Here is a 13956-nt window from a genome sequence, read left to right as displayed (position 1 = left end):
ACATTTGATTGCATTTCAACTGGAGAAACTCAGTCAAATGTGGGAGCGGGCTTGCTCGCGAAGGCCTCACCTCGGTCTCAAGCCGCAACTGCCGCCCCCGGCACCTCCACCGCACTCAACCCCTCCTTCATCTTCTTGGCATCGCGCACAAAACACCGCGACGCCTGGAACAGAAACAGCATGGTCAAGAACAGCGCTACCGGAATCAGGTACATGGCGTCATGCAACCCCACCGCCTTATACGCTTCAGTCATCTGCTCCGCCCCCGCCGCATACATCGCCGAATGGGCAAAGTGATCGGACAAGCCCCCCACCACAATTGGCCCCATGCCACCGCCCAGCAAGTACAGCCCGGCAAAAAACAGTGCCATTGCCGTGGCCCGCAGGCGCGGTTCGACCACGTCCTGGATCGCCGTGTACACGCAGGTGTAGAAGTTATAGGCAAACAACCAGCCCACACTGAATACCGCCACAAACACGCCGATCTCGATGCGCCCGGCGTGCAAGGCCCAGGCGGTGCACACCGTCGAGATAATCAGGCTGAACGCGGCAAACAGCAGCCGGCCATTGGCAATCCGTTGATGGATCTTGTCGGCCACCCAGCCGCCCAGGGTCAGGCCCACCAGGCCCGTCAGGCCGACGATCACCCCGGTGGCAACGGCGGCGTCCTGCAACGGCATCAGGAAGTAACGCTGCAACATCGGCACCAGGAACGAGTTGCAGGCATAGGTGGCAAAGTTAAAGCACAGTCCGGCCAGCACCAGCCACAGGAAGGTCGGCACGGCCAGGACGCGGCGGATCGGGCGGTCGACGCGTTCCTGGGACACTTGCACGGTTTCCGCCGCGCCGCGCTTGGGTTCCTTGATGTAGAACATGAACACCGCGAGGATCATCCCCGGCACGGCGGCAATAAAGAACGGCGCGCGCCAGCTGTCGAACGCTTTGACCATCCAGCCGATGGTGAAAAATGCCAGCAACAGGCCCAGAGGCAAGCCGAGCATGAAGATGCCCATGGCCCGCGCGCGGCGGTGGGCGGGAAACAGGTCGCCGATCAGCGAGTTGGCGGCCGGTGCGTAGCTGGCCTCGCCGATCCCGATGCCCATGCGCACCAGCAGGAAGGTCCAGAAACTGCCAACCAGGCCATTGACTGCCGTCAGCCCACTCCAGGCGAACAGGCCCCAGCCCATCAGTTTGCTGCGCGAGCCGGTGTCGGCCATGCGCCCGAGGGGCAGGCCGGCAATGGCGTAGACGATGGTGAAGGCGGTGCCGATGATGCCGAGCTGGAAATCGCTCAGGTGCCATTCCATGCGGATCGGCTCGATGATGATCGCGGGAATGGTGCGGTCGAAGAAGTTGAACAGGTTGGCCAGGAACAGCAGGAACAGAATGCGCCAGGCATTCGCCGCTTGGGTCGAGTTCTGCATGGGTCCGTCTCTTTTATTGTTATGAGAGCTGCGATGCCCGATGCATCCTGCCCGGTACCAGCAACATAGTCAGGCTGGCGGCGGTTGTCTGTAATGATTCGTAAAGCTGATAGGGCATGATTTCCCCCAGATTCATGGGACTTCCCCTACGAAAATATATATCTGCGCCCCTCTTCCCAACGGCCATGGCGCAGATAGAATGGCGAGCCTTCCGGTAGTACCCCCTCTTACTTTTCTTATCGATGACGCCCATGTCCGAAGCCAGTCCGTGCCTGAATTGTGGTGCCTGCTGTTCACACTTCCGTGTGTCTTTTTTCTGGGGTGAGTGCGCCTCATCCGGGGGGACGGTGCCCGACGACCTGGTGGTGCAGATCAACCCGACGCGGGTGGCGATGATCGGCACCGACCAGAAACCCGTGCGTTGCTGCAGCCTTGAAGGGGAAGTGGGCAAAGGCACCAGTTGCTCGATCTACGAGCAACGGTCGAGCACCTGCCGCGAGTTTGAGGCGTCCTGGCACGAGGGCGTACAGAACGTCGATTGCGATGCCGCCCGCGCGGCCTTTGGCCTGGCGCCGCTGGAGATGCCCTTCGAGCTGGACCTGCCCATCAGCGCTTAGCATCAAACGCTATGGCCGGCATGCCAAAATCGTAGAGAGCAAAGTGCCATTATCCATGGCGAATCTCGCAGGCCTTCTATACTCGAGGTCGTAGGCCATTGCTGTAGGCAGTGGCGCAACGACTTTTACGGGACATGCTATGGAATGGCTTGGTCTGCATTTCTTTACCGAGCTTCCAGAGAACGGGCACTTATTACTCAATTGCAGTCATAACCCCTTCCTGGTCTTGCTGGCCTACCTGGTCGCCTGTGCGGCGGGTTTTGGCACCCTTGATATGGCTGAACGGGTTGGCCACGTCGAAGACCCTACCGCTCGTCGCCGCTGGCGCTGGCTCGGCGCCGGTTGCCTGGCGGGTGGCATCTGGTCCACCCACTTCATCAGCATGCTGGCCTTTCAAGCCCCCATTGCCATTCATTACGAATTGCTCATGACGTTCGCCTCGCTGCTGATCGCCATGATCGCCTCGCTGTTCGCCATGAAAACCCTCAGCCACACCCATCTGCGGCTCCATCAGTACCTGCTGGCGTCGGTATGGATGGGCCTGGGCATCGCCTTGATGCACTACGTGGGCATGTCGGCCATGCGCTCCCAGGCCGCGGTGTATTTCGAATCCGGGTTGTTCATGGCCTCGGTGGGCATTGCCATCGGCGCCAGCCTGGCGGCGCTGTTGCTGTCGAGCTACCTGCGCAACGGTGCCGGGGTGTTCCACCAACTGCTCAAGTACGCTGCCAGCCTGGTACTGGGCGCCGGCATCCTGAGCATGCATTTCACCGGCATGGCGGCCATGCGCATGCTGGTGCCCACTGGCGCCGATCTATCGCTGCCACTGGATAACAACCCCATTCAACTCGGCCTGTCCGTCGCCGTAATCACGCTGCTGGTGATTGGCAGCAGCGTCAGTGCGGCCCTCGCGGACAAGAAGCTTCAGCATAAGGAACGCGACCTGCGCCGGGTCAACGCCTTGCTCAGCGAACTGGACCAGGCCCGCGCCTCCCTGCAACAGGTGGCGCACTTTGACGCGTTGACCAGCCTGCTCAATCGGCGCGGTTTCAACCAGATCTTTGCCGAGAAGCTCGACGAGAAAACCAAGGCTCACGGGATGATGGCCGTGGTTTTCCTCGATATCGATCATTTCAAACGCATCAACGACAGCCTCGGGCATGACGCGGGCGACCAGTTGCTCACCGTGCTCGCCGCGCATATCAAAGGCTCGGTGCGCAGCCATGAAGATGTGGTGGCACGCTTCGGTGGCGATGAGTTCTGCATTCTGATCAGCGTCCATCACCGTGACGAAGCACGCCACTTGGCCCAACGCATCATGCAAAAAATGAAAGAACCGATCGAGCTGGCCGGGCGGCGCATGGTGATGACCACCAGCATTGGTATCAGCCTGTTTCCCGATGATGGCCTCACCTGTGAAGAGTTGCTGAAAACCGCCGACCTGGCGCTGTACCAATCCAAGGACACCGGGCGCAACAGCCTGACCTTCTTCAGTTCCAACCTGAAAACCCGTGCCTTCCTCGAACTGCAACTGGAAGAAGAACTGCGCGGTGCCCTGCGCGCACGCAACCAACTGGTGCTGTTCTACCAACCGATCTTCGACATGAAACTGGGCAAGGTCACGCGCCTGGAGGCCCTGGTGCGCTGGCAGCACCCCGTGCATGGCCTGCTCGCCCCGGACCGTTTTATCGGCATCGCCGAAAACAATGGGCTGATTGCCGACCTGGACCACTGGGTATTGCGCCAGGCCTGTCATGACCTGAGCCTGTTGTCTGACCGCGGCTACACCGAATTGACCATGGCCGTGAACTGCTCGGCCCTCAACCTGGCCCGCGACGAACTGGCCGACGAAATCGAAGATGCCCTGCGTTTCAGCGGCATTGCCGCCCACCGCCTGGAACTGGAAGTCACCGAAAACGCGTTGATGGGCAACATCAGCAGCACCCTCGCCCTGTTGCGGCAGATCCGTGCGCTGGGCGTCTCGCTGGCCATCGACGACTTCGGCACCGGGTATTCGTCCCTCGCCTACCTCAAGCGCCTGCCGCTGAACACTTTGAAGATCGATCGCTCATTTATCCAGGACATCCCCAAGTCCACCGCCGACATCGAGATCGTCCAGGCCATTATCGGCATGGCCCACACCCTGCACCTGCAAGTGGTGACCGAAGGCGTGGAAACCCAGGCGCAATTCGAGTTGCTGCTCAAACATGGCTGCGATTACGTCCAGGGTTACCTGTTGAGCCCAGCCGTGTGTGCCGCCGACGTTATCGGTGTCATCCAGGGCATTCAGATGCGTAATCCGTTGTACCCGTTCAGCGTGGCGGGTACCAAGGACCCGCTGGCCCCCAGAAGTCCCTCCCCGGTCCGTATCGGCCCGACTTCGGTGATTCGGCCAATTCGCTGACGCCGAAACTTTGGCATTTCGCCATCATTTGTTTAAAGAAACCCGACAGACGGCCGATTCATCAGAGTCCGGTCACGATTTCCCTTGAAAAAGCAGGGTTAAACCCGAGCGTCCCGGACGAAAACGCACTGCAAAGTCGCGAACTCCCATTCAGTGATGGCTCCTTGAATTCTTCCAGCCATCCGTCCAAGTACATGGCGCCCAATGACTTCCAAAAATAACTCTGCCACCGTGGTCCCCGACGTGTTGCCGACAGCACCTGCGGAAAAATCCCCAGGTTCAAAGTCATTGAGCAGCGCCCGCCCGCTGGCGACCCAGCAGTACTTGTACTTCACCGAAACCAATACCGACCGCATCCTCGACAACCTCGACGGCCTGCGCGACATGGTGTTCCCGCGCCTGCCCCAACAGGAAGGCGACGGCGACCCGCGCAACGAGCAGGAATTTCCCTCGGTGTGCCTGATCGGCCTGGGCCGCTGCGGTTCGAACATCGCGCTGGACGTGGCGGAACTGGTGTACAACGCGCGCAAGTTCTACCTGAACGAATTCAGTAACGAAGACAAGTCAGCCGACAAGGGCTACAGCCCGGCCCAGTGGATTCGCAACAACCTGCGCCTGGGCGGCGGCAAGGCCAGCAAGCCGGTGTTCCTGGTGGAGCCGCTGGTGATGCTGGGCGACTTGGACAAGGACATCGCCGGGCGCATCCGCTTCTCGCGCAAGGGCGAAAAAAGCGGCTTTCTGCGCGACTACAGCAAGATGAAAATCATGGACCTCTCGGAAGTCCACGCCGGTGGCGCCGGTAACGCGCCGATCCTCGGCCAGTACCTGGCCAAGATCATCCTCAACAAGGACACCCAGCGTTTCTCCAGCCCGGACTGGAAGATGATCCACTCGTACCTGATCGACTCCTGCGGCATCAAGGCCAACCAGTCGCGCCTGTACTTCTCGATCTTCAGCGCCGGCGGTGGTACCGGCTCGGGCATGGCCTCGGAGTTCGGCCTGGCCCAGCAGCACTCCTATATGAACAAGACGTTCGACACCAAGCCCGCCGACGAGCACGACAGCAAGAGCGGCCATGCGTTTGTGTTCGAGCCGATCTTCACCAGCGGCATCTGCGTGCTGCCGAATATCTCCGACCACCGCAGCGAAATGTCCGAGGCGCTGCACATCAACGCCGGGCGTTTGCTCTGCAAGTATCTGTCGGAAGAATGGGATTTCTCGTACAACTTCGCCAATGAAGACAGCAGCGAAGCCAGCGTGAAGGGGCGTATCCGGCCGTGGAACGCGATGATGCTGATCTCCAACGACATCATGCGTTACGCCGAAGAAAGCGATGACGGCAATATCCAGAACATTGACGTCAATGCCATGGAAAAACACGCCAACCAATACATCTCACAGCAGATCTTCAACATTCTCACCGCCCAGGCGGTGACCACCGACTACGACCAGAACTACTTCCGTCGCGCCGGTATCGACATTGGCGAGACCATCCGCCTGGATGCCAACGACCTGTTCATGAGCCTGGCCGGCCCGGTGGCGATTGCCTACGCCGAATCCGTCGTCCCGGAAACCCCGGCGCCGTCCAATGACAAGTTCAAGGTGTTCGATAAAGAGCCGCAGCGCCTGAACATCGACGACCTGTTCTTCCGCTCCATCGACCTGCCGCACTTCAACAAGGTCACCCAGGCCATCGAAGGCATCAGCCTGTTGCCGATCGAGTCCAAGCGCTACAAGGCGTCCCTGGAGCAGTACAAGAATTCCGGCTACGACGCGGCGGCGCTGCACGACCTGCACTTCTTCAAGAACTGCTCGTCGGTGGTGTCCATCGTCTCGCTGCCCAAGGACTACAAGCTGTCCTACATGGACCTGAACCGGCTCAAGACCCACCTCAACAGCCTGTTCCCCAACACTACGCTCAAGCGCTATGCCTTGGTGATCGGCGCTTCGGCCAACCTGTCGCTGACCACCCTGATCGCCAAGAGCCCGTGCCTGTCGGATGATTTCCTCACGCTGATCGTGGCGTTTATCAAACGCTGCTTTGCGCGCAATCCGTACCGCTTCGATGAGACGCTGGACAACTCGATCCTGGACTTCATCATCCACGAGGACTTCGACGAAGACCGCATCGACGAGTTGCTCAACGAGTTTGAAAACCCGGCGAAGATCCTCGATACCAACTGGTACGCGATCAAGCCGATGTATGAGAAGAAGTACCGCGAGCTGATAAACGACAAAGAGAAGTTTGTCTCGATCAATGACATTCGCCTGTCACGGGATTGCGTGAAGAAGGCGATCAAGTACCTGCGCGAGATCTACCGTCACCGCATCGGCAAGACCAAGGTGATTTCGTTGAACAACTACACCGGCAAGACATTCTAGGCCGTGGAGGCGGCGCCACTCGGCGCCGCCAACGTGCTACTGGGCCAGGCGCTGGCGCAGGAAGGCCAGGATGGTTTGCTCGTCAGCCGCCTTGGCGGGCCGGGGCATGTGCTGCGGCCAGCCGGCGCCCTTCGCCTGTAGCAGCTTGTTCTGCTCAGCCTCGTCCCAGCGTCGTATTTCCTTGCAGGCCGATTCCCACCAGCCGTGTCGGCACACGTCGTAGTACGGGTGCTCGGGCGCGGAGCTGCCGTAGAGCAAATCACGGCCGACCTTCTTCAAATGCTTGCGCTGGTTGCGCAACTGCCACTTGATCCACACGCGCTGCAGAGGCGATGGCATCGGCTTGAAACGCGGCACATCCAGGCTACGGACGATCAGCTCAGGGCTGAACGCCTCACCGTGCAGGCTGAAAAAATGCGCCTGCATGGCATGGAAGAAGCGCTTGTCGGCGTAAAAGTGATGCACGAACTTGCGCGCCTCGCGCACCGTCTTGCCACGCATCGCGAAAGAAATCGCGACCTGCTCGATGGTGTGGATGTCGAACGACTCGCGGGTCCACTCGTCGATAAAGCCGATCGCCGTTTCGAGCAGCGGTGCGTCACTCGCCCGCACGCCGCACAGGCCGCTGTTGTAGAGCTTGAAACCGTTGCTGGCGCTGATGCCATGGGCCTGTAGGTCACGGCCCAGCTTGAGGTAGTCCGGGCGCTTGCAGACGTAGCTCCAGTCGTACTCGAACTCGTCCATCACATACTGGCCGGGCTCGATCAGTTCGAGTACGCGATGGGGCGATTTGAGAAACAGCGTGTCGGTATCGACGAACAGGGTCTTGTCCGCCAGCGTCAGCCCTTGGGCGATGGCGCAGGCCTTGCGGCGGTGGGTATAGCCGTTATCGCCCTGCCATCGGGTCAAGGTCTGCTCATCCAGTGCGAGGGTTTCGACTGGCCAGCCGGTGTAGTCCTGCGGACGATCCGTCATGACCCGAATGCACAACGACTCGCCCTGCTTGAGCTGCGACAGGGCGGTGAGGATGCTGAACTTGGCCTCGCGTCGATAAACATCCTGTTCACCGTAGACAAGGTAGAGCAGCTGGTGCGGTGCTTTTGGCAAGGGGGGCAGCGTGGACGGCATGACAGGCTCCATGGAACAAGCCGCGAACTTTACCGGAATCCACCGACAAATCCGCAGAGCCCACAGATTTATCTTACAAATTACCCTTGTTTATTCACACCAGGAAACAATTCTCCCACCGGTTCGGCCGGCTCAAAACTGTTCCCATGACGCGCACGTCACCCTGCGCTGTGACCTTTCTCTACGGCAACATGCCATCACGGCGCCAGCGGTTACTCCGCTACACACTTGCGTCGGTGGAAAACACGCACCTTTTTTGTGCAGACATTTCTTACGCTGCCCTTTCCTGGATCAGAATCCACGGCGAAACCACCACGGCCCACAGGCTCGGATCACGCTCAACCAGGTCCAATGCCCGCGTCGCAGACACTTCGCCAAGGCTGCCCGAGGCCAGCCAGGCAGCCACTTTGTCACGGTTGTCCTCTGCCATTCCTTCGGCGGCCTCGATCAAATCCAGGCAGGCATCGACCCACAATAGGGCACCCTTGGCAAAGAACGGCTCAAGCTCCTTCCAGGAAATTTCGGCGGTTTCACCGAGCAGCTTGGCATAGAGGGTGCTAGGTTCTTGCGTCATGGGAGTTCACCTTGGGGAAAAAACGGCGCAATCATAACGTCACGCCCTTGGTAGAAAAACCCAGTTGCAAATGAGGCATCGATAGAAAGTGTCAGAAAAGCCAAGGATTGCCTGAAACTCTGGCATAAGCCCGCCGCAATTCTGTCTTTTTCTTTCATTTAAGCGACACACCCGGGTTTTGCCCCCAGCAGCCAGCTTTTCAAGCGATCAACCGGCGCTCTACACTGTACCGGTACAGTTGCCAGGCCGCTGCCGGGGGGATATCCGAGATATCCGATCCGGTTCTGCAGCTCACAAGGCCGCTAGAACTATAAAAAATACAACAGTAAGAGTGGAGCACTATGAATAAGGCTACTAAGCAGATTTCCAAACTGTTTGCCGCTATGGTCCTGGCTGGGGTTGCCGGCCATTCGTTCGCAGCTGATACCATCAAGATCGGTATCGCCGGGCCTAAGACCGGTCCAGTGACGCAATACGGTGACATGCAGTTCACCGGCGCCAAGCAAGCCATCAAAGACATCAACGCCAAGGGCGGCGTAGACGGCAAGATGCTTGAAGCCAAGGAATACGATGACGCTTGCGATCCTAAACAAGCGGTTGCCGTAGCCAACAAAGTGGTCAACGACGGCGTCAAGTTTGTAATCGGTCACCTCTGCTCCAGCTCCACTCAGCCAGCGTCCGACATCTATGAAGATGAAGGCGTTATCATGATTACCCCAGCCGCCACCAGCCCGGACATCACTGCCCGTGGCTACAAGCTGGTCTTCCGCACCATCGGCCTGGACAGCGCCCAGGGCCCGGCAGCCGGCAACTACATCGCCGACCACGTGAAGCCGAAAGTCGTGGCCGTCCTGCACGACAAGCAGCAATACGGTGAAGGTATCGCCACTGCCGTCAAGCAGACCCTGGAGAAGAAAGGCACCAAGGTTGCCGTCTTCGAAGGCCTGAACGCCGGCGACAAAGACTTCTCCTCGATCATCCAGAAGCTCAAGCAAGCCAACGTCGACTTCGTCTACTACGGCGGCTACCACCCAGAGCTGGGCCTGATCCTGCGCCAAGCCCAGGAAAAAGGCCTGAAAGCCAAGTTCATGGGCCCGGAAGGCGTCGGCAACGATTCCATCTCGCAAATCGCCCAGGGCGCTTCCGAAGGCCTGCTGGTGACCCTGCCGAAGTCGTTCGACTCCGAGCCTGCCAACAAGGCCATCGTTGACGCCATCAAGGCGGACGGCAAGGACCCAAGCGGCCCGTTCGTGTTCCCGGCCTACTCCGCCGTTGAACTGATCGCTGGCGGTATCACTGCCGCGAAGAGCGAAGACACCGCCAAAGTGGCCGCCGCCATCCACGCGGGCACCTTCAAGACCCCGACCGGCGACCTGAGCTTCGACGCCAAGGGCGACCTGAAGGACTTCAAGTTCGTGGTCTACGAATGGCACTTCGGCAAACCTAAAACCGAAGTTTCCCCTCAGTAAGCCAGGCATTACTGGTCCAACAAGCCCACTGTGAGAGCAGTGGGCTTTGTTTTACGAGGTTTATGGGCCTGTCACCCGCGATCCGGGCGCTGGCTCACCTGAAAATCTTAAAACCGTCACCAGCGGTTCGCTGGCAAACGCTTTGTGCAAATGTGCTCATAGAACACAGCGCAGGGCCGGAACATGACTCCACCAGTGAAATGCGTATCGGGTTTTTAGGAGCGCTGTAATGCCTGAGATCTATCATTTTTTCCAACAGCTGGTTAATGGCCTGACCATTGGCAGCACCTATGCCTTGATAGCCATTGGCTACACAATGGTTTACGGCATCATTGGAATGATCAACTTCGCCCATGGCGAGGTGTACATGATTGGTTCCTACGTGGCCTTTATCGCCCTTGCCGGGCTGGCCATGATGGGTATCCACTCCCTGCCGCTGTTGATGACCGCCGCGTTTATCGCGTCAATCGTTGTAACCAGTGCCTATGGCTACAGTATCGAGCGTGTTGCCTACCGTCCCTTGCGTGGCAGCAACCGTTTGATCCCGCTGATTTCCGCCATCGGTATGTCGATTTTCCTACAGAACACCGTATTGCTGTCCCAGGATTCCAAGGATAAATCCATCCCCAACCTGATCCCTGGGAGCATCTCCTTCGGCCCGGGCGGCGCGGAAGAAGTGCTGATTTCCTACATGCAAATCCTGGTCTTCGTCGTCACCCTGGTGGCGATGCTGGGCCTGACCCTGTTCATCTCCCGCTCCCGTCTGGGACGTGCCTGCCGGGCGTGTGCCGAAGACATCAAGATGGCCAACCTGCTGGGCATCAACACCAACAACATCATCGCCCTGACCTTCGTGATCGGTGCGGCACTGGCCGCCGTCGCGGCGGTGCTGCTGAGCATGCAGTACGGCGTAATCAACCCCAACGCCGGTTTCCTGGTGGGCCTCAAGGCCTTTACCGCAGCGGTCCTGGGCGGCATCGGCAGTATCCCGGGCGCGATGCTCGGTGGCCTGGTGCTGGGTGTGGCCGAAGCGTTCGGTGCCGATATCTTCGGCGACCAATACAAGGACGTCGTGGCGTTCGGCCTGTTGGTTCTGGTGCTGTTGTTCCGTCCGACCGGCATCCTTGGCCGTCCGGAGGTTGAGAAAGTATGAGCAGATATCTTAAATCGGCGTTTTTCAGCGCCTTGCTGGTCTGGGCCGTGGCCTTTCCGGTTCTCGGCCTCAAGCTGAGCATTGTCGGCATCAACCTGGAAGTGCATGGCACCGGTCCCGTGACCCTGACCATCATTGCCCTGTGCTCGGTGCTGATGTTCCTGCGCGTGCTGTTCACCCAGCAGGTCGGTGCCTTGTTCAAGGGCAACCGTGGTCCGCTGGTGTCGCCCAAGGTCAGCCAATTCCTGACCCTGCCGCGCACCCAGCGCTACATCATCATCGGCCTGATCGTGGCCGCGCTGATCTGGCCGTTCTTCGGCTCGCGCGGCGCGGTCGACATCGCCACCCTGATCCTGATCTACGTGTTGCTGGGCCTGGGCCTGAACATCGTGGTGGGCCTCGCCGGCCTGCTCGACCTCGGTTATGTGGGGTTCTACGCCGTGGGTGCCTACACCTACGCGCTGCTCTCGCACTACCTGGGCTGGAGCTTCTGGATCTGCCTGCCTCTGGCGGGCATGGCGGCGGCCACGTTCGGCTTCCTGCTGGGCTTCCCGGTGCTGCGCCTGCGCGGTGACTACCTGGCCATCGTGACCCTGGGCTTCGGTGAAATCATCCGGCTGTTCCTGCGCAACCTCACCGATATCACCGGCGGCCCCAACGGCATCAGCAGCATTCCCAAGCCGACCTTCTTCGGGCTGTCGTTCGACCGCAGCGCCGCCGAAGGCATGCAGACCTTCCACGAGTACTTCGGGATCGACTACAACCCGGTGAGCAAAGTGGTGTTCCTGTACCTGGTGGCGCTGTTGCTGGCACTGGCCGCCCTGTTCGTGATAAATCGCCTGCTGCGCATGCCGATCGGCCGTGCGTGGGAAGCGCTGCGCGAAGATGAGATCGCCTGCCGGGCCCTGGGCCTGAACCCGACCATCATCAAGCTCTCCGCGTTCACCCTGGGTGCTGCATTCGCCGGTTTTGCCGGCAGCTTCTTCGCCGCGCGCCAAGGCCTGGTGACCCCGGAGTCGTTCACCTTTATCGAGTCGGCGATCATCCTCGCCATCGTGGTACTGGGTGGCATGGGCTCGCAGCTGGGCGTGATCCTGGCAGCAATCGTGATGATCCTGCTGCCAGAAATGATGCGTGAGTTCAGCGAATACCGCATGTTGATGTTCGGCGCCATGATGGTGCTGATGATGATCTGGCGCCCTCAAGGCCTGCTGCCCATGCAACGTCCACACATGGAGCTGCGCAAATGAGCCGCGAGATCCTGAAAGTCGAAAATCTGAGCATGCGCTTCGGCGGTTTGCTGGCGGTCAACGGCGTGGCCCTGACCGTGAAAGAGAAACAGGTGGTTGCCTTGATCGGCCCCAACGGCGCCGGCAAGACCACGGTGTTCAACTGCCTCACCGGTTTCTACAAGCCGAGCGGTGGCAGCATCCTGCTGGACGGCCAGCCGATCCAGGGCCTGGCCGGCCACGAGATCGCCCGCAAAGGCGTGGTGCGCACCTTCCAGAACGTGCGGCTGTTCAAGGACATGACGGCGGTCGAGAACCTGCTGATCGCCCAGCACCGTCACTTGAACACCAACTTCCTGGCGGGCCTGTTCAAGACCCCGGCGTTCCGCAAGAGCGAGCGCGAAGCCATGGAGTTCGCCGCGTACTGGCTGGACAAGGTCAACCTCACCGAGTTTGCCAACCGTCCGGCCGGCACCCTGGCCTACGGCCAGCAACGCCGCCTGGAAATCGCCCGCTGCATGATGACCCGCCCGCGGATCCTCATGCTCGACGAACCGGCCGCCGGCCTGAACCCCAAGGAAACCGAAGACCTCAAGGCGCTGATCAGCGTGTTGCGTGAGGAACACAACGTCACCGTGCTGTTGATCGAACACGACATGAAACTGGTCATGAGCATTTCCGACCACATCGTGGTAATCAACCAGGGCACGCCGCTGGCTGACGGGACGCCGGAGCAGATCCGCGACAATCCTGAAGTGATCAAAGCCTATTTGGGGGAAGCGTAAAATGCTGCAATTCGAAAACGTTTCCACTTTCTACGGCAAGATCCAGGCCCTGCACAGCGTCAACGTGGAAGTGCGCCAAGGCGAGATCGTCACGCTGATCGGCGCCAACGGCGCGGGCAAGTCCACCTTGCTGATGACCCTGTGCGGTTCGCCCCAGGCCCACAGCGGCAGCATCCGCTACATGGGTGAAGAGCTGGTGGGCCTGCAATCGTCGCAGATCATGCGCAAAAGCATTGCCGTGGTGCCGGAAGGCCGTCGGGTGTTTTCCCGCCTGACCGTGGAAGAGAACCTCGCCATGGGTGGGTTCTTTACCGACAAGGGTGACTTCCAGGAGCAGATGGACAAGGTGCTGCACCTGTTCCCACGGCTCAAGGAGCGCTTCAGCCAGCGCGGCGGCACCATGTCCGGCGGCGAGCAGCAAATGCTCGCCATCGGCCGCGCGTTGATGAGCAAGCCCAAGCTGTTGTTGTTGGACGAACCTTCACTGGGCCTGGCACCGATCATCATCCAGCAGATCTTCGACATCATCGAACAGCTGCGCAAGGACGGTGTGACGGTGTTCCTCGTGGAGCAGAACGCCAACCAGGCGCTGAAAATCGCCGACCGCGCCTATGTCCTGGAAAACGGCCGGGTGGTGATGGAAGGCTCGGGCGAGCAATTGCTGACGGATCCGAAGGTGCGTGAGGCGTACCTCGGCGGCTAAGAGAAGGTTGCTGTAGGAACCGGCTCTAAAATGTGGGAGCGGGCTTGCTCGCGAATGCGGTGGATCAGCCAAGTATCTGTTGGCTGAC

The 13956-nt window shown here is 59.8% G+C and carries 11 protein-coding genes; 8 read left to right on the top strand and 3 right to left on the bottom strand.

The genetic code is table 11. The features are described from left to right. Nucleotides 1-77: 77 nt before the first annotated feature. Complete coding sequence (locus NUV89_RS21820) at nt 78-1424, bottom strand: MFS transporter (protein WP_257782933.1); 1347 nt, start codon at nt 1422-1424, stop codon at nt 78-80. Nucleotides 1425-1675: 251 nt separating this feature from the next. Here NUV89_RS21820 and NUV89_RS21815 point away from each other — a divergent pair, with 251 nt between their 5' ends. The 3 genes from NUV89_RS21815 (at nt 1676) to NUV89_RS21805 (ending at nt 6827) form a co-directional block, all read left to right on the top strand. Further along, nucleotides 1676-2041 carry a YkgJ family cysteine cluster protein gene (locus NUV89_RS21815; RefSeq protein ID WP_257782932.1) on the top strand — a complete coding sequence of 122 codons (366 nt, stop codon included), beginning with the start codon at nt 1676-1678 and terminating at the stop codon, nt 2039-2041. A gap of 139 nt (nt 2042-2180) precedes the next feature. Then, nucleotides 2181-4445 (top strand): bifunctional diguanylate cyclase/phosphodiesterase, encoded by a 2265-nt coding sequence (locus tag NUV89_RS21810; protein ID WP_257782931.1) that lies wholly within the window; start codon nt 2181-2183, stop codon nt 4443-4445. A 204-nt stretch (nt 4446-4649) separates the two neighbouring features. Then, nucleotides 4650-6827 carry a hypothetical protein gene (locus tag NUV89_RS21805; protein WP_257782930.1) on the top strand — a complete coding sequence of 726 codons (2178 nt, stop codon included), beginning with the start codon at nt 4650-4652 and terminating at the stop codon, nt 6825-6827. Between the two features lie 36 nt (nt 6828-6863). On the opposite strand, the gene NUV89_RS21800 is transcribed toward NUV89_RS21805, so the two are convergent. After that, on the bottom strand, nt 6864-7955 hold the full coding sequence (locus NUV89_RS21800) for a hypothetical protein (protein WP_257782929.1): 1092 nt from the start codon (nt 7953-7955) through the stop codon (nt 6864-6866). 271 nt (nt 7956-8226) lie between these two features. Then, a complete protein-coding gene (locus tag NUV89_RS21795) occupies nt 8227-8529 on the bottom strand; it encodes a DUF2288 domain-containing protein (protein WP_257782928.1) in 303 nt (100 codons plus the stop codon). A gap of 341 nt (nt 8530-8870) precedes the next feature. On the opposite strand from NUV89_RS21795, the gene NUV89_RS21790 reads away from it, so the two are divergent. The 5 genes from NUV89_RS21790 to NUV89_RS21770 all read left to right on the top strand — a co-directional run bounded on the left by NUV89_RS21790 (nt 8871) and on the right by NUV89_RS21770 (nt 13868). Beyond that, nucleotides 8871-9998, top strand: coding sequence for a branched-chain amino acid ABC transporter substrate-binding protein (locus NUV89_RS21790; protein ID WP_257782927.1), 1128 nt, complete (start codon nt 8871-8873; stop codon nt 9996-9998). Nucleotides 9999-10227: 229 nt separating this feature from the next. After that, nucleotides 10228-11151, top strand: a complete 924-nt coding sequence (gene livH, locus NUV89_RS21785; RefSeq protein WP_017735932.1) for a high-affinity branched-chain amino acid ABC transporter permease LivH — start codon at nt 10228-10230, stop codon at nt 11149-11151. Then, nucleotides 11148-12401, top strand: coding sequence for a high-affinity branched-chain amino acid ABC transporter permease LivM (locus NUV89_RS21780; RefSeq protein WP_017735933.1), 1254 nt, complete (start codon nt 11148-11150; stop codon nt 12399-12401). The genes livH and NUV89_RS21780 overlap by 4 nt, the downstream gene beginning before the upstream one ends. After that, nucleotides 12398-13165: a high-affinity branched-chain amino acid ABC transporter ATP-binding protein LivG gene (gene livG / locus NUV89_RS21775; RefSeq protein ID WP_017735934.1), complete on the top strand. Its 768-nt coding sequence runs from the start codon at nt 12398-12400 to the stop codon at nt 13163-13165. Before NUV89_RS21780 ends, livG begins: the two co-directional genes overlap by 4 nt. A 1-nt stretch (nt 13166) precedes the next feature. Beyond that, nucleotides 13167-13868, top strand: coding sequence for an ABC transporter ATP-binding protein (locus NUV89_RS21770; protein ID WP_017735935.1), 702 nt, complete (start codon nt 13167-13169; stop codon nt 13866-13868). The last annotated feature ends 88 nt before the right edge of the window (nt 13869-13956 follow it).

Source organism: Pseudomonas sp. 18.1.10, assembly GCF_024655625.1.
GTDB lineage: Bacteria > Pseudomonadota > Gammaproteobacteria > Pseudomonadales > Pseudomonadaceae > Aquipseudomonas.
Note: the sequence above shows the minus strand (reverse complement) of the source record. Positions and strands in the feature narration are given on the sequence as shown.

Coding starts and splice junctions, on each gene's coding strand:
- NUV89_RS21810 (WP_257782931.1), top strand. CDS start 2,181: ATGGAATGGCTTGGTCTGCATTTCTTTACCGAGCTTCCAGAGAACGGG.
- NUV89_RS21805 (WP_257782930.1), top strand. CDS start 4,650: ATGACTTCCAAAAATAACTCTGCCACCGTGGTCCCCGACGTGTTGCCG.
- NUV89_RS21790 (WP_257782927.1), top strand. CDS start 8,871: ATGAATAAGGCTACTAAGCAGATTTCCAAACTGTTTGCCGCTATGGTC.
- livH (WP_017735932.1), top strand. CDS start 10,228: ATGCCTGAGATCTATCATTTTTTCCAACAGCTGGTTAATGGCCTGACC.
- NUV89_RS21795 (WP_257782928.1), bottom strand. CDS start 8,529: ATGACGCAAGAACCTAGCACCCTCTATGCCAAGCTGCTCGGTGAAACC.
- NUV89_RS21815 (WP_257782932.1), top strand. CDS start 1,676: ATGTCCGAAGCCAGTCCGTGCCTGAATTGTGGTGCCTGCTGTTCACAC.
- NUV89_RS21780 (WP_017735933.1), top strand. CDS start 11,148: ATGAGCAGATATCTTAAATCGGCGTTTTTCAGCGCCTTGCTGGTCTGG.
- NUV89_RS21820 (WP_257782933.1), bottom strand. CDS start 1,424: ATGCAGAACTCGACCCAAGCGGCGAATGCCTGGCGCATTCTGTTCCTG.
- NUV89_RS21800 (WP_257782929.1), bottom strand. CDS start 7,955: ATGCCGTCCACGCTGCCCCCCTTGCCAAAAGCACCGCACCAGCTGCTC.
- livG (WP_017735934.1), top strand. CDS start 12,398: ATGAGCCGCGAGATCCTGAAAGTCGAAAATCTGAGCATGCGCTTCGGC.
- NUV89_RS21770 (WP_017735935.1), top strand. CDS start 13,167: ATGCTGCAATTCGAAAACGTTTCCACTTTCTACGGCAAGATCCAGGCC.